Source organism: Micromonospora sp. KC207 (assembly GCF_004348615.1).
GTDB lineage: Bacteria > Actinomycetota > Actinomycetes > Mycobacteriales > Micromonosporaceae > Micromonospora.
In genome coordinates, this window is the sequence record NZ_SMKJ01000027.1 from 16,843 (window position 1) to 37,605 (window position 20,763).

General features: G+C 73.3%; 13 protein-coding genes. 9 read left to right on the forward strand and 4 right to left on the reverse strand.

Annotated elements, in window-relative coordinates; translation table 11 throughout:
• Positions 1 to 249 precede the first annotated feature (249 nt).
• From E1258_RS05795 to E1258_RS05805, 3 genes are all read right to left on the reverse strand, one after another.
• Positions 250 to 3,195, reverse strand: a complete 2,946-nt coding sequence (locus E1258_RS05795; RefSeq protein WP_132397497.1) for a tetratricopeptide repeat protein — start codon at positions 3,193 to 3,195, stop codon at positions 250 to 252.
• 98 nt (positions 3,196 to 3,293) lie between these two features.
• Positions 3,294 to 4,601: a glycosyltransferase family 2 protein gene (locus E1258_RS05800; protein ID WP_132397499.1), complete on the reverse strand. Its 1,308-nt coding sequence runs from the start codon at positions 4,599 to 4,601 to the stop codon at positions 3,294 to 3,296.
• 16 nt (positions 4,602 to 4,617) lie between these two features.
• On the reverse strand, positions 4,618 to 5,886 hold the full coding sequence (locus E1258_RS05805; protein ID WP_165949657.1) for a nucleotide disphospho-sugar-binding domain-containing protein: 1,269 nt from the start codon (positions 5,884 to 5,886) through the stop codon (positions 4,618 to 4,620).
• Between the two features lie 179 nt (positions 5,887 to 6,065).
• On the opposite strand from E1258_RS05805, the gene E1258_RS05810 reads away from it, so the two are divergent.
• Both E1258_RS05810 and E1258_RS05815 read left to right on the forward strand, forming a co-directional pair.
• Positions 6,066 to 6,968, forward strand: a complete 903-nt coding sequence (locus E1258_RS05810; RefSeq protein WP_132397503.1) for a proline iminopeptidase-family hydrolase — start codon at positions 6,066 to 6,068, stop codon at positions 6,966 to 6,968.
• Positions 6,969 to 7,013: 45 nt separating this feature from the next.
• The gene (locus tag E1258_RS05815) at positions 7,014 to 7,934 is read left to right on the forward strand and encodes an ACP S-malonyltransferase (RefSeq protein ID WP_132397520.1); all 921 of its coding nucleotides are present in this window, start codon (positions 7,014 to 7,016) and stop codon (positions 7,932 to 7,934) included.
• 1 nt (position 7,935) lies between these two features.
• Here E1258_RS05815 and E1258_RS05820 read toward each other — a convergent pair whose 3' ends face one another.
• Positions 7,936 to 8,184: a phosphopantetheine-binding protein gene (locus E1258_RS05820; RefSeq protein WP_132397505.1), complete on the reverse strand. Its 249-nt coding sequence runs from the start codon at positions 8,182 to 8,184 to the stop codon at positions 7,936 to 7,938.
• 111 nt (positions 8,185 to 8,295) lie between these two features.
• On the opposite strand from E1258_RS05820, the gene E1258_RS05825 reads away from it, so the two are divergent.
• From E1258_RS05825 to E1258_RS05855, 7 genes are all read left to right on the forward strand, one after another.
• Positions 8,296 to 9,849: an AMP-binding protein gene (locus tag E1258_RS05825; protein WP_132397507.1), complete on the forward strand. Its 1,554-nt coding sequence runs from the start codon at positions 8,296 to 8,298 to the stop codon at positions 9,847 to 9,849.
• Positions 9,850 to 9,996: 147 nt separating this feature from the next.
• On the forward strand, positions 9,997 to 11,430 hold the full coding sequence (locus E1258_RS05830; RefSeq protein WP_243715223.1) for an AMP-binding protein: 1,434 nt from the start codon (positions 9,997 to 9,999) through the stop codon (positions 11,428 to 11,430).
• Complete coding sequence (locus E1258_RS05835) at positions 11,427 to 12,674, forward strand: type III PLP-dependent enzyme (RefSeq protein ID WP_132397511.1); 1,248 nt, start codon at positions 11,427 to 11,429, stop codon at positions 12,672 to 12,674. Before E1258_RS05830 ends, E1258_RS05835 begins: the two co-directional genes overlap by 4 nt.
• On the forward strand, positions 12,671 to 13,141 hold the full coding sequence (locus E1258_RS05840; protein WP_132397512.1) for a cobalamin B12-binding domain-containing protein: 471 nt from the start codon (positions 12,671 to 12,673) through the stop codon (positions 13,139 to 13,141). The genes E1258_RS05835 and E1258_RS05840 overlap by 4 nt, the downstream gene beginning before the upstream one ends.
• Positions 13,138 to 14,388 carry a methylaspartate mutase gene (locus E1258_RS05845; RefSeq protein ID WP_132397514.1) on the forward strand — a complete coding sequence of 417 codons (1,251 nt, stop codon included), beginning with the start codon at positions 13,138 to 13,140 and terminating at the stop codon, positions 14,386 to 14,388. The genes E1258_RS05840 and E1258_RS05845 overlap by 4 nt, the downstream gene beginning before the upstream one ends.
• Positions 14,388 to 15,584, forward strand: a complete 1,197-nt coding sequence (locus tag E1258_RS05850) for a cytochrome P450 (RefSeq protein ID WP_007076067.1) — start codon at positions 14,388 to 14,390, stop codon at positions 15,582 to 15,584. The genes E1258_RS05845 and E1258_RS05850 overlap by 1 nt, the downstream gene beginning before the upstream one ends.
• Positions 15,585 to 15,613: 29 nt before the next feature.
• On the forward strand, positions 15,614 to 20,763 hold a 5,150-nt coding region (locus E1258_RS05855; RefSeq protein WP_132397516.1), incomplete at its 3' end, for a type I polyketide synthase.

Genomic DNA, 20,763 nt, shown 5'->3' on the forward strand with positions numbered 1-20,763 from the left:
CTCAGGGGTAAGTTCTTCTCGTTCAGCGAGCGGGCGCTGCTGAATATGCGCGGAGGGCGTATGCCGCCTACCCGAAAGAACAGGGCCTTTGCGTAGTCGGGCAGTAGGGCCCTGATCAGGGAATCTGCGGGATGCTCGGCCTGTGTTGAGGCGAAAGAAGCGGGTGAGACCGCTGATCGTGGAGTTCTCTACGCTTCACGACATCGGAGGCGATGGTGTGGCCGGTGACCCAGGAGGTCTGAAGCGGCCTCAGCCCGGATCGCCGGGCCGCGGCTGCCGGGCGCGGTCAATGCCGTGCTGGGCGCGGGTTTGCTCGTCCCGGTCGCCGGTCTCCACCGCCAATGTCAGCGCGGCGTTGTGGTGGTACAGCGCCTCGTGCGGCCGGCCGGTGGCGTGCAGTAGCTCGCCCAGCCCATTCAGCGCGCTCGCCTCGCCGTAGCGGTGCCCCAGGTCGCGGTACATCGTCAGGGCCTGTTCGAGGTTCTCCCGGGCCTGCTCGTACCGGCCGATCTGGACCTGGGCGGCGCTGGCGTTCGCCAGTGTGGTGGCCTCGCCGTAGCGGTGGCCGAGCTCGCGGAAGAGCACCAGCGCTCGCTCCAGGTGCTCGGCCGCCTCGTCGTGTCGGCCCAGCTGGTTGTAGAGGTCCCCGAGGTTGGCCAGGCCGATCGCCTCGCCGCTGCGTTCCCCGATCTCGTGGAAGATGGTCAGCCCGTCCTGAAGGTTCTCGCTGGACAAGTCGTGCCGGCCGAGGTGGCCGTTCGCGGTGCCCAGGTTGATCAGCGAGCCGGCCTCGCCGTACCGGTCGGCGATCTGGCGGTACGCGGCCAGCGCCTGCTCCTGGTAGCGCACGGAGCGCCGGTAGTCGCCCAGCCGCTCGTAGACGATGCCCATGTGCGACAACGTACGCGCGATGCCGTAGCCGTCCCCGGTCTGCCGGTGAAGGGCCAGCGCTCTTTCCAGATGGGTAATGGCCGGCCGGTACTGGCCCTGGAGCCGGTGCACCGAGCCGATGTTGGTCAGGGCGTGCGCCTGCCCGGCGGTGTCGTCGATCCGGCGGGCGGCGTGCAGGGCGTGGGTGTGGATGGTGAGCGCGTCGGCGTAGGGGGCGGACTCCAGGTAGCGGAAGAGTGCGGTGGAGAACCGGATCGCGTGTGTCGGCCAGTCGTGGGTGGCGGCGTACCCGCAGATCACGGTCAGCGTCGGCAACTCGGCGTCCAACCAGCCGCGCGCTTGGGCGGGGTCCGGCATCGGTGGCACGGGGGTTCCCGGATCTGCCACCTGGGGCCGGTGGTGCCGGTCACCCGGGTGCAGCAGGTCCATCGCGACGATGATGGTGAACAGGTAGTGGTCGAGGAGCCGGCCGGTCGCCTGCGCGCGGTCGGCCGCGGTGTCCTCCGCCTCGCCCAGCTCGGCCGCGTACGCGCGCAACAGGTCGTGCATGCCGAACCGCCCGACGCCGGCCGGCTGGACCAGGTGGGCCCGGGTGAGCTGCGCCAACATCTGGTCAGCCGCGGGCAGGTCGGCATCGTTCAGCGCGGCCATCGCGTAGGGCTCCAGGCTGGGGCCGGGGTGAATGCCGGCGCGGCGGAACGCCGTCGCCACCCGGTCCGGGAGGTGCCGGTACGACCAGGAGAAGACCGCCCGGGCCGCGGCTCGGGGGTCGCCGCCGGCGTCCAGCCGCCGCAGCCGGCGCCGCTGATCCTCCAGCTCCCGCACCAGATCGGCCAGGCGGGTGGTCGGCTGGGTGCTGGCCAGCTCGGCGGCGAGCCGCAGCGCCAGGGGCAGCCGGGCGCACTGCTCTGCGAGCACCGCGGTGGCCTGCTCCTCGGATTGCGCCCGGGCACCGATCAAGCGGCGGAGCAGGCTGGTGGCGTCCTGGGTGGTGAGCAGGTCCAGGCTGAGCCGGTAGGCGCCGTGCAGGGTGACCAGGCCGGCCAGGCTACTGCGGCTGGTGACCAGCACGGCGCAGGAGGGGGCGCCGGGCAGCAGCGGCCGGATCTGGTCGGGGCTGGCGCCGTTGTCCAGCACCACCAGTGCCCGCCGGTCGGCCATCTCGGTGCGGTATCGCTCGGCCCGGCCCTCCAGGTCGAGCGGGATGCTGTCGGCCGGCACGCCGAGCGCGGTCAGGAACCGGACCAGCACGTCATCAGCCGAGGCCGGCTGCTTCGGGTCGTAGCCGCGCAGGTCAACGTAGAGCTGGCCGTCCGGGAAGCGGGCCCGGGCCCGGTGCGCCCAGTGCAGAATCAACGCGGTCTTGCCCACCCCGGCGGTACCGGAGATCACGCAGATCGGCATACCTGGGCCGTTTTCGTCCAGCAGCGTGTCCAGCTCGCGTAGCTCGCTCACCCGGCCGGTGAAGTCGCGAATGTCCGCGGGCAGTTGAGCCGGCACCGAATGCGCCGCGGGCGGCCGGGCTGGTGCGGCCGGGGCGGCGTCGGTCAGCAGCGCGGTGTGCGTGGAGGCGAGGTTCAGGCCGGGATCCACCCCCAACTCGTCGGCCAGCCGGCGCCGGGTGGCGTGGTAGGTGGCGAACGCCCGGCCGCGCTGCCCGACTGCGTGGTAGGCGCGGATCAGCCGGGCCTGCGCGTCCTCGTCCAGCGGCTGCGCGGCGGCCGCCTCCTCCAGCAACGGCAGGGCGTCCGCGGCCATCCCGACATTGATCATCATGTCACCGCACCGGGCCAGCACGCTGCGCCGCTCCACCTCCAGCGCGACCGCCTTGGGGTGCCGGGCCAGCGCCGGAACGTCGGCGAGTGGCGGGCCGTGCCATAGCCTCAGCGCCTCGGCGAGCAGGGCGGCCGCCCGCTGCTCGTCGCCCTCGGCGCGGACCTGCATGGCCGTCGCGACCAGGCTGCGGAACCGGGCCAGGTCCAGCTTGCCGTCGGAAAGGCAGAGGGCGTACCCGTCGCCCATCGACGGCAGGATATTGCTCGGTGAACGGGCCGGCCGGTGCGGCTCTAGCAGCCGGCGCAGGTGCTTGATGTGCGTCTGGATCACGTTCGCGGCGCTGGCCGGCGGATGCTCGCCCCAGAGCGAATCAGCGATGTCGGATTTATGCACGGATTGCCCGTTGGCCAGCGCCAGGATGCCGAGGACGGTCCGCCTGCTGGTGGCGCCGAGACCGATTTCCTGCCCGTCGCGCCAGATGCGGACCGATCCGAGGATTTGGACAAGCACGCCTTCGCCCGCACGCATGCCTGCGATCCTATAGACGCCATTGACTGTATGTCGGTTGGCGAACGTGTCGCGGGACCAAGCGATCGCCCGTAGGCGGCAGCGGCGGGTCCGGGAAGTCAGCCTGCCGGCCGCCGGCGTACGGTGATCCCGGTGATCCCCGACCCGGCGTGGTCCACGGTCACCTGGAACGCCGGAGCGAGGGCCCGGAGCAGGTAGTCGATCTCGGCGGGGGTGCGCATCGCGTCGTGCGGTACCTCGGCGCCGGCGGTGTGCACCAGCAGCACCTGCGCGGCTGCCCGGGTCGCCTCGTGGAGGAAGTCGCACAGGTCGTACCACTGCAGGCAGCGCCAGAAGTCCACACTGACCACCCGGTCCAGCGCGCCACCGCCGGCCGGGATGTTGACCCCGACCAGGTGGTAGTTGCCCGATCCGGGCGGTGCCTGGTAGTCGAAGGTCAACGCGTCCGGGGGAACCGGCACCTCGCCGGTCCCGGTACCGATCAACAGGATCTGGCCGGTGGACGGCAGCTTCCGGGCGAGCCACGGCCAGACCGGAGCCAGCCGGCCGGTACCGGCCTTGACGCACTGCTCGATGACCGCGCGGTAGTAGCGGACCTTCGCGGACACCTCGGGCGACGACCGCATCGACTGGAACTCCCAGTCGATGTTGGGGTGCAACCGCCGGAGCACCGGCCTGTTCTCGAACATCTCCTCGTAGTACTTGTTCTGGTCGCGGTGCTGAAGGAGGTGGTAGGAGACCGCGTCGAGGTCGTATTCGAACGCCTCGGCGTGCCGGTCCAGGTGCTGGTACACCCGGTAGAACAGCTCCAGGTCCTCCCAGCCCCAGCGCTTGCCGAACTCCTCGTTGAAACCGCCCACCGCGGTGAGCAGGTTCCGGGGCAGGGAGGCGTTGTTGGAGTGGGCGAACAGCCACGGGGTCTGCATGTATCCGGCGATCTCCGCGGGGTCCAGGCCGGCGAACTTGATGTCCTGGTGCCGCGCGGCGAGCAGGTCCGGTGGGATCGGCTCGTCCCGCAGCAGCAGCGCCAGGTGTGGCCAGTCGATCTCGTGCCGGTTGCCGAGCAGCACGTGCGGGTCGGTCCGCTCGGTGTGGAACGCGTGGTGCCGGGCGAGCAACTGCGGATCGGCGTAACAGTCGCTGTCCAGGAACAGCACCGTAGCTCCGCTGGCCAGCGCGATGCCCGCGTTCCGGGCGCCGGACCGCCCCCGGCGCTGCGGAAGGGTCTCCACCCGCAGGTCGAGGCCCGGACCGTGCCGCTCGATGCCCTCGTAGCCGCTCAGCCGCCCGTCCTTGACCACGATGACCTCGAACAGCTCGGCCGGCAGGGTCTGCCCGGCGAGCGAGCGCAGGGTGAGTTCCAGGCAGTGCGCGTCGTTGTAGGTGGGAATAACCACACTCAACACGGCGGTCTCCACTCGATCAGGCGCCACGGTGCCGAGCCGCGGCGAGTTCCAACTCGGGAACGATGTCGTGCATGGCCGGGGTGGCCAGCATCTCCTGCTGTACCTCGCGGGCAGACGCGAGGAACGAGGGCTCCGCCAGCAGCCGGATCACCCGGTGCCGGACCGCCTCGGCGGTGACCTCCTCCAGCTCCAGGAACAGGCCGTAACCGCGCTTCTCCTGGGCCAGCGCGGAGACCCGCTCGGCCCAGGTGGTACCCGGGATGATGAGCTGCGGTACCCCGTTGACCACCGCGTTGCCCAGCGTCGCGCCGCCGCCCTGGTGCACGATCGCCGCGCAGCCGGCCAGCAGCTCGTTGAGCGGCACGAAGTCGACCGCGCGGACGTTGTCCGGCAGCCGGGGCACGTCGGCCAGTTGCTCGGCGTTGAGCGTGGCGACCACCTCGACGTCCAGGTCGGCCAGCCCGTCGAGCAGGCTGGCCACCGAGGTCTCCTCCTGCCCGTGCACCTGCCGGGCGGAGACGCCGAGGGTCACGCAGATCCGCGGCCGGGCCGGCTTCTCCAGCAGCCAGTCCGGCATCGGCAGCGGCCGGTTGAACGGCGCGAACCGGACCGGTACGTAGTTGACGGGAAGGTCGTACCGGATGCACGCCGGCCCGGGGTCGATGCTGGCGTGCCCGAACCGCAGCCGCTCGTCGAACGCGCAGCCGTGCCGGTCCAGCCACTGCGACATCCAGGTCACCAGCGGGTCCGGCTCCCGGCCGGCCGGATCCACCCGGCGCATCAGGTCCCGGTACTGGAACGAGATCCGGGCGGTCTGGTCCGCCGCGATCAGCATCCGCATACTCGCCGCGCCGACCGCCTGGGCGATCAGCGGCCCGGCGTAGACGATCGGATCCCAGAGCACCAGGTCCGGTCGCCACCATCGGGCAAAGGGCAGCACATCGTCCAGGAAGGACTCGGGTGCCGCCCAGTGGAGGGCCCAGGCCCACATGTCGTAGACGGTGCGGATGTAGTCGTCGGTGTACTTCTCCGGCCGGCTCTCGGAGATTTTGTACGCCGAGTCCATGCCGCCCTCGCTGTCCAGCCCCCGGGCCGCGCGCCGGTGCCGGGCCAGGTCGAAGTCGTCCCCGAACCACATGGTGTCCAGGCCGGTCTCCAGGAACGGCTCGACCTCGGCCGGGTTGTGCTGCACCACGAAGCGCACCTCGTGCCCCGCCGCCCGCAGCGCCCAGCCGATCGGCGCGACGCCGTAGATATGCGTCCTGGTCGGGAAGACCATCAACATGACTCGCACGGCGGCCAGCGTAACCACGCTCCGGCCGGGTCCGGGCCAGTGCGCGGCCGGGTTAGGGGGCGTCGACCGGCCGACCCCATAGGGGCTGGTGGGCCGGTCGACGCCCCGGCTAGACAGGTCCGGGTGGCCCGGTCGGGCGGACTCTGGCTTCTCCGGTGAGGTGATGTCGTGTGGCTGTGGCGCCCGACGCCAAGGGCTGGCTGCCCTACCGTGAGTTCCGCACCTGGTACCGGGTGACCGGATCGCTGGACACCCCGGCTCCGGCCGTGGTCACCGTCCATGGTGGACCGGGTAGCAGCCACGACTACCTGCTCGGCCTGTGTTCGCTGGCCGCGGCGGGCTGGCCGGTGGTGCACTACGACCAGCTCGGCAACGGCGGCTCGACGCACCTGAGCGACCGGGGCGCGGAGTTCTGGACCCCGCGGCTGTTCCTCGACGAGCTGGACAACCTGCTGCACGGGCTCGGCGTGGCCGGCAACTACGTGCTGTTCGGGCAGTCCTGGGGCGGGATGCTGGCCGCCTGCCACGCCGCGGGCCGACCATCGGGGCTTCGCGGCCTGGTGATCGCGAACGCGCCCGCCTCGTACGTTCTGTGGCGTCAGGAGATGGCGGTGCTGCGGGCCGCGCTGCCCCCGGACGTGGACGCCACGCTGCGCCGGCACGAGGCCGCCGGGACCACCGACAGCGACGAGTACCACCGCGCCATGCGGGTCTTCTACGACCGGCATGTCTGTCGGGTCGTGCCGTGGCCGCCGGACTACCTGGCCTCGTTCCTGGAGACCAGCAACGACCCGACGGTGTATTCGGTGATGAACGGGCCGAGCGAGTTCCACGTCACCGGGACGCTGCGGGACTGGTCGGTGATCGACCGGCTGGCCGACATCGCGGTTCCGACGCTGGTCATCTCCGGCCGGTACGACGAGGCCACCCCGACCACCGTCCGCCCGTACCAGGAGCACATCCCGGACGTCCGGTGGGAGATCTTCCCGGAGTCGAGTCACCTGCCGCACCTGGAGGAGCCGGAGCGCTTCCACCGCGTCCTGGTCGACTTCCTCCACGGGCTCCGCGGCTAGAGCCGAAGGGCGTACACAGTGGACGACGAGCGCACGGCGACCGCGATGGTGTTTCCGGGGATGGGGCCGACCCGGTTCCCCGACGTGGGCCGCTTTCTGGTGACCAACCCGGCGGCGCGGCGACTGGTCGCGATCGCCGACGCCCGGCTCGGCTACTCGCTGATCGATCGGTTCAGCGAGGCCGAGGGGGACTACAGCGAGTACGCCCAGGTCGGTTTCCTGGTCAGCTGCCTGGCCCTGGCGCAGTGGGCCCGGGACGAACTCGGGGTACAGGCCGATGTCTGTGCCGGACCCAGCTTCGGGGGCAAGCCGCTGACCGCGTTCGTCGGGGCGCTGCCGGCCGACGAGGCGATCTGGCTGACCGCCCGGCTGGCCCGGTGCATGGCCGAGTTCTTCGCCACCGAGCACCGGGACGTGGTGACCGTCTCCGTGGTGCGGACCCCGGCGGAGCGGCTGGGCGAGGTGCTGACCGATCTCGGCGCGCGCGGCGAGTGGTACGACATCTCCTGCTACCTGGACGACGACTTCGCCATGGTGTCGCTGCGCGAGCGCGCCGTCGAGCGGTTCGAGGCCGGCGTCCGCCGGGCGGGCGGCCTGCCGCTCTACGCCATGCGCCCGCCGATGCACTCGGCGGCCTTCGGCGCGCTGCGCCGCAAGGCCGAGGACGAGGTGCTCGGTGACCTGCCGTTCGCGGACCCGCGAACGGCCGTCGTGGCCGACCAGGACGGGTCGGTGGTACGCACCGGAGAGGGGATCCGGGCCATGTTGCTGGACGGCTTCGACCACCCGATGCGGTGGCCGGCCGTGCTGGCGACGCTGCGCCGGCTGTCCGTCGGGACGGTCTGCGTGGCCGGGCCGGACAGCCTCTTCGGCCGGGTGCCCGCCACCACCCGGAACTTCCAGGTGCTGGCGGTCAACCCGAGGCTGGCCCTGCTGCCCCGGCGCCGCAGCGCGGTCGCCGGGTGACTCACCCGGCGGCGCCGGTCAGTCCGGACAGCGTCTTCCACAGGATTGCCGGGGTGGCGAAGGTCTCCAGCGACAGCGCCTGATCGGCGAAGTGCACCTGGTACTCCCGCTCCAACTCGGCCAGCAACTCGACCGTGGCGAGCGAGTCGAGGCCGAAGTCACGCAGCCGGGCGTCCTGCTCCAGCGGTTCGTCCGGCGACAGGAACGGCAGATGCCCGCGCAGCAACTCCGCGAACCGGTTGTCCCACATGCGTCGCTCCGATCGGCGATGGCGGTCCGGCCGGACCGGCCGGACCGGCTCGATCCAGGACGCTACCGGCGGGGCAGGGCGGCGGAACCCCTATTCATGACGGAGGTCGAGATGGCCGAAACGCCCAGCGAGCCGCTCTACGCCCGGTTCCTGCGGGGACTGGCCCGGTCCGGGCGGGAACCCGCGATCCGGGTCGGTGACCGGTGCGCCAGCTACCCGGAGGTGCACGAGCTGGCGCTGCGTTGGGCGGGAGCCCTGGCGGGCACCGGGGCGCGGGCGGTGGGGGTACTCGCCGACAAGGGGGTGACCGGATACGTGGGTACGCTCGCCGCGCTGTACGCCGGGGCCACCGTGGTGCCGCTGCGGCCGGACTTCCCGCCGGCGCGTACCCGGCAACTGCTGGCCGCGGCCGGGGTCGGTGCGCTGGTCGTCGACGAGTCCGGGTGCCGGCTGCTGCCGGAGCTGCTCGACGAGCGGTCTCCGACCGCGGTCCTGGCCCCGGATCTGGCCCCGGGCCGGCACCGGGCGCTGATCGGGTCGGCCGCGGCGGGCGCCCTCGACCGGCCGGTGCCGGTGCGGCCGGACGACGTCGCGTACATCCTGTTCACGTCGGGATCGACCGGCCGGCCGAAGGGAGTGCGGATCACCCACGGGAACACTGCGCACTACTTCCGGCAGCTGGACGCGCGCTACGACTTCGCCCCGCAGGACGTGTTCTCGCAGACCTTCGAGCTCAACTTCGACTGCGCGCTGTTCGACCTGTTCTCCGCCTGGGGCGCCGGAGCCACCGCGGTGGCGGTGCCCGCGCCGGCGTACCGCGAACTCCCCGCGTTCCTGGCCGGGGCCGGCGTCACCGTCTGGTTCTCCACGCCGAGCGCGATCGACCTGGTCCGCCGGATGGGCGGGCTCAGCCCGGCTGCGCTGGCCGGGCTGCGGTGGAGCTTCTTCGCCGGCGAGGCGTTGCAGTGCCGGGACGCCGCCGACTGGCAACGCGCCGCGCCACACTCCACACTGGAAAATCTGTACGGCCCGACCGAACTCACCATCACGGTCACCGCGCACCGCTGGGCCGGTGCGGACTCCGAGCGCCTGGCGGTCAACGGGGTGGTGCCGATCGGCGTCCTGCACGAAGGCCACGACCGGCTCCTACTCGGCGACGACGGCGAGCGGGACGACCGGGAGGGCGAGCTGTGCGTCGCGGGCCCGCAGCTGGCCGCCGGATACCTCGACCCGGCCGACGAGGCGGGCCGGTTCCTGCACCGGGCCGGGCGGCGCTTCTACCGCACCGGTGACCGAGTCCGACGGGTCGCCGGGGACCAGCTGCTCTACCTGGGCCGGCGGGATTTCCAGGTGCAGGTCCAGGGCCAGCGGGTCGAGCTGGCCGAAGTGGAGCACGCGCTGCGGGCCTGCGGCGCGTACGACGCGGTCGCGGTCGGCGTCCCGGGGCCGGCCAGCACCGAGCTGTTCGCGTTCTACACCGGCACCCCCGTGCCGGTGGTGGATCTGGTACGCCGGCTGCGCGGACTGCTGCCGGACGGCGTGATTCCCCGACACTACCGGCATATGACCGAGTTCCCGTTGAACGGCAACCGGAAAATCGACCGAACGCGCCTGGCCGAACGGGCCCGGGAGCTGTTGGCCGGTACCGGATCCGGCGCGGCATAGGGGGACGCGTAGTGGACGCCTAGTAGGGGTGTGGCGCCCGTCGGCCGCCACGGTAGCTTGCCGAAAGTCACCGGTCTTTTCCCGCTTGCGGGCCTGCTCGGGAGCGTTGCGTTGGACCTGTTGAAGCCCTTGTCCGATGAGTCGACAGTGCACTCTTTACTGGACGCCGCGGCCGCCGCCGCAGCCGGATCCCCCGCGGTACGCGACGCCGCCGGCGGGTGGTCCTATGCCGAACTCGCCGCATGGAGCCACGCGGTCGCCGCCTGGCTGGAATCCCGGGGCGTGCGGCCGGGCGACCGGGTCGCGGTGCAGTGGCCGACGACCCGGGAGCTGGTCGCGATGTTCTTCGGGGTGTCCCGTCGGGGCGCGGTGTTCGTACCGCTGAATCCCGCGATGAAGCCGTTCCAGCTGCGCTCCGTGCTGGCCGGCGCGCAGCCCCGGATGTTCCTGGCCGAGGCCGACGCGGCGGAGGTGTGGACGCAGGTGCGCCGGCTGCGCTCGGCCGGCCGCGCCGATCCGGTCCGGGTCGCCCCGGACGACGTGGCGGTGCTGATGTACACCTCCGGCAGCACCGCCACGCCGAAGGGCGTCATCGGGCCGCACGCGCAGCTCACCTTCGCGTCCCGGGCGATCCAGGCGGTGCTCGGCTACCGCGGCGACGACGTGGTCTTCTGCCGGTTCCCGATGTCCTGGGACTACGGCCTCTACAAGGTGTTGCTGTGCTGCCTCGGCCGCGCCGAGCTGGTATTCGCCGGCGCCGAGGCGGATCCGGTGCTGCTTGCCCGGATGCGCGAGGTGGGCGCGACGGTGGTGCCGATAGTGCCGTCGCTGGCCACGATGATCCTCACCCACGTGGATCGGGAATTCACCGCCCCGGCCCAAGACACCGTGCGGATGTTCACCAACACCGGTGCCGCGCTGTCCGCGACCACCATCGCCCGGCTGCGCGCCGCGTTCCCCGGCGCCCGGGTGGTCCGCCAGTTCGGCCAGACCGAGTGCAAGCGGATCGCCATCATGCCGCCGGAGCAGGACGGCGCAAGGCTGGGGGCGGTCGGCCGGCCGCTGCCCGGTACCACCGTGGCGGTCATCGACTCCGAGGGCCGCCCGCTGCCGCCCGGCCAGATCGGCGAGATCGTGGTGTCCGGCCCGCACGTGATGCCCGGCTACTGGGGCGACCCGGAGCTGACCGCGCGTACCTTCCGGCCCGATCCGGTCACGGGCGTGCGGCGCCTGCACACCGGCGACTACGGGCACATGGACGCGGACGGGTTCCTCTACTTCACCGGGCGGTCCGACGACATGTTCAAGCGCAAGGGCATCCGGATGAGCACCCTCGAGATCGAGGCGGCCGCGATGGACATTCCCGGGGTACGCGCCGCCGCCGCGGTGCCCCCGACCGGCGAACTCGACCTGGCCGTCTACGTCGAGGCCGATCTGGCGCCGCACGCCGTGCTGCGCGAGCTGGCCCAGCGGCTGGAGCCGGCGAAGGTACCGGCGGTGTGCCACGTGGTGGACAAGGTGCCGCTCACCGCGCACGGCAAGAACGCCATCCGGGAGCTGCGGGCGAGGGCGGCCCGATGACCGGCCCGGACGAGCTGGCCGGCGAGCTGGCCGAGCGATTCGGTACCCCGCTCTACGTCTACGACCTGGATCGGGTGGCCGAGGCCCGGTCCCGGTTGTTCGCCGCCCTGCCCAGCGGATTCGACCTCTTCTACGCGGTGAAGGCCAACCCGCACCCGGACGTGGCCGGCGCGCTGCGGGACGGGTCCGGACCGGCCTGCCGCGCCGAGATCAGCTCGACCGGCGAGCTGGACGCCGCGCTCGCCGCGGGGTACGCCGCGGGGGAGTGCCTCTACACCGGACCGGGCAAGACGGACACCGAGCTGGCCGTCGCGATCGCCCGCGGGGTCCGGCTGTTCTCCGCCGAGTCACCGACCGATCTGCGGCGCATCGGCGCGGTCGCGGAGCGGTACGGCGCGGTGGCCGAATGCCTGCTGCGGATCAACTGCACCACGGCCGGGGCCGCCACCGGCATCCGGATGATGGGCCGGCCGTCCCAGTTCGGCCTGGATCTGGAGAGTCTGCCGGCGCTGCTGCCGGAGCTGCGCGCGACCCGCGGGGCCCGGCTGGTCGGCGCGCACTTCTTCACGATGAGCAACGCCGGCGACGAGTCCAACCTGGTCGCCGAGTTCGAGCAGGTGGTCGAGCTGGCGGCCGGGCTGGCCGTCGACTCCGGCCTGCCGCTGGAGCTGCTGGACCTGGGCGGCGGGTTCGCCGCGCCGTACGCGGTGCCGGGCGCCCCGGTGGTCTACCCGAAGCTGCGTACCGAGCTGGAGCGGCTGCTCGACCTGAACCTGCCCCGGTGGCGTACCGGCACCCCCCGGCTGGCCTGCGAATCCGGCCGCTATCTGGTCGCCGGGTGCGGGACGCTGCTGTGCGGCGTGGTGAACGTCAAGCGGGGCCGGGGGCAGACCTACGTGATCGTGGACGCCGGGATCAACGCGATCGGTGGACTCTCCGGCCTGGGCCGGCTGCTGCCGATGGCGGTGTGCCTGGACGGCGCCGACGCGACCGAGCGAGCCAGCCTCGTCGGTCCACTGTGTACTCCCGGGGACCTGCTCGGCCGGGATGTCCAGGTGCCGATCCTCGCCGCCGGTGACGTGGTGCGGATACCGAACGTCGGCGCGTACGGGATCACCGCCAGCCTGCTCGGCTTCCTGAGCCGCCCGGCTCCGGCCGAGGTGACGGTCCGCAACGGCGAGGTGGTGTCGGTGTCCCGGCTGGAGCCGCGCCGGGTACCGCTGTCGAAGGGAGCCCCATCGTGACGTCGACCGTGCGACTCGACCCGCACCCCGCGGCGTCGCGTGACGGCCACCCGACCGCGGTGGTCAGCAGCATGGCCTCGGACGCGCACACCTGGAACCTGGTCTTCCTCCAGATGCTGGTCGAGGAGCTGGGCTTCGAGGTGACCAACCTGGGCCCGTGCGTGCCGGACCGGCTGCTGGTCGAGCAATGCCGGATCCGCCGGCCCGCGCTGGTCGTGCTCAGCAGCGTCAACGGCCACGGCTACCAGGACGGGCTGCGCGTGATCGGGCAGCTGCGCGGCGCCGCCGGGCTGGCCGGCATGCCCATCGTGCTGGGCGGCAAGCTCGGCGTCTCCGGCGAGCACCGGGCCGAGCGGGTGGCCGAACTGCGGGACGCCGGCTTCGACGCGGTCTACGACGACCGGCCCGACGCGATCGAGTCGTTCCGGCGGTTCGTGGCCGGCCGGGTCGCCGTGGGCCGGCCGTGAACTTCGGGGATTTCGTCCGCTGGCGGCACGCCCGGGGCGCGCTGGTGGTGCAGCCCCGGATGGGCTTCGCCGCCCCGACCCTCATGCGCGCCGGGCTGCTGGCCACCCGGCAGGCGGACGCCGCCACGGTGGGCACCATCACGCTGGACAGCTACACCCGGGTCGGCGACCTGGACGCCGCGGGACACGCGCTGCGCCAGGGAATCGCGCTCAACGGGTACCCGATCGTCAACCATCCGGTGGACACCACCCGGGCGGTGCTGGACGGGGTGCTGGCCGAGGACTTCCCGGTGCAGGTGCGCCACGGGTCCGCCCGGCCGCTGGACATCTTCGCCGCGCTGATCCGGGCCGGCCTGCACGCCACAGAGGGTGGCCCGGTGTCGTACTGCCTGCCCTACGGCCGGACCCCGCTGGCCGAGTCGGTGGCGAACTGGGCGGCCGCCTGCGAGCTGCTGCTGACCACCCGCCAGGACGGGGTGGAGCCGCACCTGGAGACGTTCGGCGGCTGCATGCTGGGCCAGCTCTGCCCGCCCAGCGAACTGGTCGCGATCAGCGTGCTGGAGGCGCTGTTCTTCCACCGGATAGGGCTGCGGTCCATCTCGGTCAGCTACGCCCAGCAGACCAACCCGGCCCAGGATCTAGAGGCGGTGACCGCGCTGCGCCGGCTCTGCGCCGAGCTGCTGCCCGGCGCGGACACCCACGTGGTGGTGTACGCCTACATGGGCCTGGCACCGCGCACCCCGGCCGGCGCGCGCCGGCTGTTCGCCGAGGCGGTGCGGCTCGCGGTCGCCGGCGGCGCGCAGCGGCTGATCGTCAAGACGGTCGCCGAGGCGTACCGCATCCCGACGATCGCGGAGAACGTGGCCGCCCTGGAGCACGCCGCGGCGACCGCCCGGGCCATCCCCCGGCCGGCGGCCCCCGCGGCGTCCGGGGGCCAGGTCTACCGGGAGGCGCGTGCGATCGTCGAGGCGGTGCTGGACGGCGCCCCCGACCTCGGGCGGGCCATCGTCCTGGCGTTCCGGCGCGGGCTGCTGGACGTGCCCTACTGCATCCACCCGGACAACGCCGGGCGCAGCCGCAGCCACCTGGACGAGGACGGCACCCTGCGCTGGACCCGGCTGGGCAACCTGCCGCTCGGCGGCCTGGCGGAACTGCGCCGCCGGGACCCGGTCGGCTCGACCGAGCTGCTGTCCGCCCTCTCCTACACGCAGCGCACCTTCGACGCGCCCCATCTCAAGGAGGTCTGATGGTCTCCGGCGGTCCGATCCGCGACTATCCGTTCGAGATGCACGAGATCGACAGCTCGCCGCTGTACGCGACGCTGCGCCGGGACGAGCCGATGAGCCGGGTGCAGTTGCCGTACGGCGAACCGGCCTGGCTGGCCACCCGGTACGCCGACGTGAAGGTGGTGCTGACCGACCCGCGGTTCAGCCGGGCCATCGCCCAGGGACTGGACCAGCCGAGGCTGCGCCGGCAGTTGGACGGCGACGGCATCATGGGCATGGACCCGCCGGACCACACCCGGCTGCGCCGGCTGGTCGGCAAGGCGTTCACCGCGCGGCGGGTCGAGGCGATGCGGGCCGACGTGCGGAACCGGGCCCGCCGCCTGGTCGACGCGATGGTGGCCAAGGGGCCGCCAGCCGACCTGGTCGAGGAGTTCGCCCGCCCGCTGCCGGTCTCGGTGATCTGTGACCTGCTGGGGGTACCCTTCGCCGACCACCAGATCTTTCGGGAGTGGACCGAGGGTCTGACCGACGACGCGACCGCCAAGCGCGAGGTGTTCTTCGAGCTCGGCGACGCGCTCGGCGACTACATGGCCGGGCTGGTCGCGCAGCGTCGCCGCGAGCCCACCGACGACCTGTTGGGCGCGCTGGTGCGGGCCCGGGACAACGGCGACAAGCTGTCCGAGGACGAGCTCATCTCGATCGCCGGGCCCGGGCTGCTCACCGGCGGCGTGGAGACGGTCTCCTCGGGCCTGCCGAGCTTTGTGTTCACCCTGCTCACCCACCCGGAGCAGCTCGCCCTGCTGGGCGGCTCGCCGGAGCTGATGCCGACCGCGGTCGAGGAGCTGCTGCGCTTCGTCCCGATCAACACGGCCGCGATGTTCGCCCGCTACGCGCTGGCCGACGTCGCCTTCGGCGACGTGGTCGTCCGCGCCGGCGACCCGGTGCTGCCCGCCCTGGCCGCCGGCAACCGGGACCCGGAGGTCTTCGCCGATCCGGAGCGCATCGACCTGACCCGGCGCAACAACCCGCACCTGGCCTTTGGGCACGGGCCGCACCACTGCATCGGTGCCCAACTGGCCCGGTTGGAGCTGCAGGAGGCGCTGACCGAACTGCTCACCCGGCTGCCCGGGCTGCGGCTGGCCGAGGGGCGGGCCGGAGTGCGGTGGAAGTACGGCGTGATCGTGCGCGGCCCCGCTCGGCTGCCGGTCACCTGGTGATGACCGCGAACGACGATGGGAGTGGCGCGATGGACGAGGCCGCGATCGCCGAATTGACCGCAATGACCGCATTGACCGCCGCCGAGCGGGAGCGTCTGCTGCACCGGCTGGTCCAGGAGCACACCACCGCCGTGCTCCGCGAGGTCATGCCGGTAACGGTCGAGCCGGTGGACCCGACCGTGCCGTTCCGCGACCTGGGCCTGGACTCGCTGGCCACGGTGGAGCTGCACGCCCGGCTGGTCGCCGAGACCGGCCTGGACCTGCCGGTCACCGTCGCGTTCGACCACCCCACGCCGGCGCAGCTGGCCGGATACCTGTGCGCTCGGTTGGGGGGTGCGGCGGTCGGCGATGCCGGAATGCCGGTCGAGCCGGCCATCGGGGACGCGGCGGAGCCGGTGGCGGTCATCGGGATCGGCTGCCGGTACCCGGGCGGGATCCGCTCCGCGGAGGACCTCTGGCGGCTGGTCGCCGACGGCCGGCACGTGCAGTCCGGGTTCCCCACCGATCGGGGCTGGGACCTGGAGAGGCTCTACGATCCGGACCCGAACCGGCCGGGCAGCAGCTACGTACGGGTCGGCGGGTTCCTGCCGGACGCCGCCCACTTCGACGCCGATTTCTTCGGCATCGCGCCCCGGGAAGCCTCGGCCATGGAACCCCAGCAGCGGCTGGTGCTGGAAACCGCCTGGGAGGCGCTGGAGCGCGCGGCGATCGATCCCACGGCGCTGCGCGGCACCCCGACCGGCGTGTTCATCGGAGCGGAGGCGCAGGAGTACGGTCCCCGGCTGCCCGAAGCGCCCGGCTCGCTGGACGGCTACCTGCTGACCGGCAACGCGCCGAGCGTGATCTCCGGCCGGGTCGCGTACGTGTTCGGGCTGGAGGGGCCGACGCTCACCGTGGACACCGCCTGCTCGGGCTCGCTGGTCGCGGTGCACCTGGCCGTCCAGGCACTGCGGCGTGGCGAGTGCCCGCTGGCGCTGGCCGGCGGGGTGGCGGTGATGGCCGGGCCGGGCACCTTCACCGCGTTCAGCCGGCAGCGCGGGCTGGCTCCGGACGGGTTGTGCAAGGCGTTCGCGGCGGCGGCCGACGGCACCGGGTTCAGCGAGGGCGTCGGGCTGTTCGTGCTGGAGCGGCTCTCCGACGCGGTTCGTCACGGGCACCGGGTCCTCGCCGTGATCCGGGGTACCGCGATCAACTCGGACGGCGCCTCGAACGGGCTGACCGCGCCGAGCGGGCTGGCCCAGCAGCGGCTGATCCGGCGGGCCCTGGCCGATGCCCGGCTGCGCCCCGCCGATGTGGACGCGGTGGAGGCGCACGGCACCGGCACCCGGCTCGGCGACCCGATCGAGGCAGGTGCGCTGCTGGCCACGTACGGCCGGGAGGCTGAGCGGATCCTCTGGCTGGGCTCGGTCAAGTCGAACATCGGGCACACCCAGGCGGCGGCCGGCGCGGCCGGTGTGATCAAAATGATCATGGCGTTGCGGTACGCGGTGCTGCCCCGGAGCCTGCATGTCGACCAGCCGACCCCGGACGTGGACTGGTCGGACGGCTCGGTTCAACTCCTCACCGAGGCGCGGGACTGGCCGCGGACCGATCGCCCGCGCCGGGCCGGGGTCTCCTCGTTCGGGGTCAGCGGCACCAACGCCCACCTGATCCTGGAGGCGGCCGAGGACCCGGATCCCATCAGCACCGATACCCCCGACGACCCACCGGCGGCCGTACCGCTGGTGCTCTCCGCGCGGTCGGCGGCGGCGCTGCGGGAGCAGGCTCGTCGGCTGCTGCCGGTGCTGGACCGGGCCGAGCTGCCGGACCTCGGCCATGCCCTGGCCACCACGCGGGCCGCGCTGGAGCACCGGGCCGTGGTGGTGGCCCGTGATCCAACGCAGGCGCGGGACGGCCTGACGGCCGTGGCCCAGGGCGCCGGAGCCGTTGTGGACAGCGCCGCGCCCGGCGGGGTGGCCATGCTCTTCACCGGCCAGGGCACCCAGCGGCCGGGCATGGGTCGGGACCTCTACCGCGGCTTCCCGGTGTACGCCGAGGCTCTGGACGAGGCGCTCGACCACCTGGACGTCCATCTGGACCGGCCGCTGCGCGACGCGCTGTGGGGGACCGACGCGACGACGCTGGAGCAGACCGGGTACGCCCAGTGCGCGATCTTCGCGGTCGAGGTGGCGCTGTACCGGCTGTTGGAGTCCTGGGGCGTGGCACCCGAGGCACTACTCGGCCACTCGATCGGCGAGTTGGTCGCGGCGCACCTCGCCGGGGTCTGGTCGCTCGCCGACGCCTGCCTGGTGGTCGCCGCCCGAGCCAGCCTGATGCAGGCCCTGCCGTCCGGCGGCGCCATGGTCGCGGTGACCGCCACCGAGCCGGAGGTACGCACCCGGCTGACCGGCGGGGTCGACATCGCCGCGGTGAACGGCCCCCGCTCGGTCGTGGTCTCCGGCCAGCGGGACGAGGTGGACCGGGTCGCCGCCGCGTTCGGCGGGGGCCGCCGGCTGCGCGTCTCGCACGCGTTCCACTCGTCGCTGATGGACCCGATGCTGGCCGACTTCCGCCGGGTTCTGCGGGCGGTGAGCTACGCGCCGCCCCGGCTCCTGGTGATCAGCAACGTGACCGGCCGGCCGGCCACCGCCGAGGAGCTGGGCACCCCGGAGTACTGGGTACGCCAGGTGCGCCAGCCGGTGCGCTTCGCCGACGGGGTACGGGCGCTGGCCGGCCTCGGCGTGCGTACCTGCCTGGAGCTGGGCCCGGATCAGGTGCTCACCGGGCTGGCCCGCGACGGGCTGGCCGGGGAGGAGATCGCGGTCGCCCCGACCATGCGGCGGGGCACCGGCGGGGCGACGCTGCTGGCCGCGCTGGCGACCGTGTTCGCCCGGGGCGGACCGGTACGCTGGTCGTCCTTCTACAGTGGACACTCCTACCGCCGCGTCGACCTGCCCACGTACCCCTTCCAGAGCAGCCATTTCTGGCTCAGCCCGCCGGCCCGGTCCGCCGACCCGGGCACCCTCGGCCAGGTGGCGTCGGCCCACCCGCTGCTGCCCGCGGTGGTCGGGGTCGCCGACTCGGCCGGCATCGTGCTGACCGGCCGGGTGTCCGTCACCACCCAGCCCTGGCTGGCCGACCACACCATCGCCGGTGAGATCGTGCTGCCCGGCACCGCGTTCGTGGAGATGGCGATGCGCGCCGTGGAGCACTCCGGCGGCGGGTGCGTGGAGGAGCTGACCCTGCACACCCCGCTGGTCCTGGCCCCGCAGGGCGGCATCGCGATGCAGGTCGTTGTCGGGGCGGCGGGTGACGACGGGCGCCGGACGATCGAGTTCTACTCCCGGTCGGAGGCCGAGCCCGTGGCCACGACCTGGACCCGGCACGCCGCCGGGCACCTGGCGCCGGCCGCCGGGGTCACCCCGGTCGAGCTGGCCACCTGGCCGCCCGAGGGCGCACGGCCGGTCCCGATGGACGACCTCTATCCCCGGCTGGCCGCCGAAGGCTACGGCTACGGCCCGGCGTTCCGTGGTCTGCGCGCGGTCTGGCGGCGCGGCACGGACACCTTCGCCGAGGTGGAGTTGCCGGCCACCGCCGCGGCCGACGGCTTCGACCCGCACCCGGCGCTGCTGGACGCGGTGCTGCACGCGATCGACACCCCCGCGGAGGCGGAGCCGGGCTCGCTGCACCTGCCGTTCGCCTGGACCGGGGTACGCCGGTTCGCGGCCTGCGGCACCCGGCTGCGGGTGCGGATCTCGCCGGCCCCCGGTGGTGGGACGTCGTTGACCCTGGCCGACCCGTCCGGCGCGCCGGTGGCGTCCGTGGCGTCGCTGCGCTCCCGGTCGGTGCCCGCCGAGGCGCTGCGGGCCGGCCGGGACCGGCCGCTGCTGCGGGTGGAGTGGCGGCCGGTCGACGTGGTGGACGCGGTGGGCGACCAGTCCGGGGCGGTGGCGGTGCTCGGGCCGGATCCGCTCGGGCTGGACGCGCCGACCTTTCCGGACCTGGCGGCGCTGGCCGCGGCCGGGGTCCCGGACATCGTGGTGGTCCCGGTCCGGCCGGACCTCGCGGAGGACCTGGTGCCGGCGGCGCGGGCGGCGGTACACCGGCTGCTCGGCGTGGTCCAGGAGTGGCTCGCCGATGCCCGGTTCACCGGGTCCCGGCTGGTCGTCGTCACCCGGGGGGGCACCGGCCCGGCCGGGCTGGCCGGCGCCCCGGTGCCGGGCCTGGTGCGCTCCGCGCAGGCCGAACACCCGGGCCGGTTCGTCCTGCTCGACCTGGACGAGGCGGCGCTGCCCACGTGCCTGCTGCGCGCCGCGCTGTCCGCCGGTGAGCCGGAGCTGCGGCTGGACGGTGGAATGCTGCTGGCCCCGAGGCTGGCCCGGGTACGCCCGGCCGAACAGCCGGTCGACTGGGATCCCGCGGGTACGGTGCTGGTCACCGGCGGTACCGGTGGGCTGGGTCGGCTGGTCGCCCGGCACCTGGCCACCGCCCACGGGGTGTCCCGGCTGCTGCTGGCCAGCCGGCGCGGTCCGGCCGCCCCGGGCGTCGCCGAGCTGGTCGCCGAGCTGGCCGGGCTGGGCGCGACGGCCCGGGTGGTGGCCTGCGACGTGGCTGACCCGGCCGCGCTGGCCGAGCTGCTCGCCGGGGTGCCCGCCGACCACCCGTTGACCGCGGTGGTGCACGCGGCCGGAGCGCTCGACAACGGCATGATCGGTACGCTCACCCCGGCACAGCTGGACACCGCGCTGCGCGCCAAGCTGGACGCCGCCTGGCACCTGCACGAGCTGACCCGGCACCTGGACCTCGCGGCGTTCGTGCTGTTCTCCTCGTCGGCCGGCCTGCTCGACGGCGCCGGGCAGGGCAACTACGCGGCCGGCAACACGTTCCTGGACGCGCTGGCCGGGTACCGGCGCGCGCTCGGACTGCCCGGGCTCGCGCTGGCCTGGGGGCTGTGGTCCGGGCCGCAGGGCATGGGCGCCGAGCTGGCCCCGGCCGACCGGCACCGGATCGACCGGCTCGGGCTGGCGCCGATGACCCCGGAGGAGAGCCTCGACGCCCTCGACGCCGCGCTGCGCTGCACCGAACCGGCCCTGGTGCCGGTACGCCTGGACACCGCGGCGCTGCGGACCCGCCAGGACGGGGTGCCGGCACTGCTGCGTGAGCTGGTACCGGCCCGACCGGCGGGCGCCCCCGCCCGCCC

What these genes read in the sequence shown, in the direction of transcription:
- E1258_RS05815 (WP_132397520.1), top strand. Translation starts at nt 7,014, where the DNA reads ATGGTGTTTCCGGGGATGGGGCCGACCCGGTTCCCCGACGTGGGCCGC.
- E1258_RS05805 (WP_165949657.1), bottom strand. Translation starts at nt 5,886, where the DNA reads ATGTTGATGGTCTTCCCGACCAGGACGCATATCTACGGCGTCGCGCCG.
- E1258_RS05835 (WP_132397511.1), top strand. Translation starts at nt 11,427, where the DNA reads ATGACCGGCCCGGACGAGCTGGCCGGCGAGCTGGCCGAGCGATTCGGT.
- E1258_RS05850 (WP_007076067.1), top strand. Translation starts at nt 14,388, where the DNA reads ATGGTCTCCGGCGGTCCGATCCGCGACTATCCGTTCGAGATGCACGAG.
- E1258_RS05820 (WP_132397505.1), bottom strand. Translation starts at nt 8,184, where the DNA reads ATGTGGGACAACCGGTTCGCGGAGTTGCTGCGCGGGCATCTGCCGTTC.
- E1258_RS05795 (WP_132397497.1), bottom strand. Translation starts at nt 3,195, where the DNA reads ATGCGTGCGGGCGAAGGCGTGCTTGTCCAAATCCTCGGATCGGTCCGC.
- E1258_RS05825 (WP_132397507.1), top strand. Translation starts at nt 8,296, where the DNA reads ATGGCCGAAACGCCCAGCGAGCCGCTCTACGCCCGGTTCCTGCGGGGA.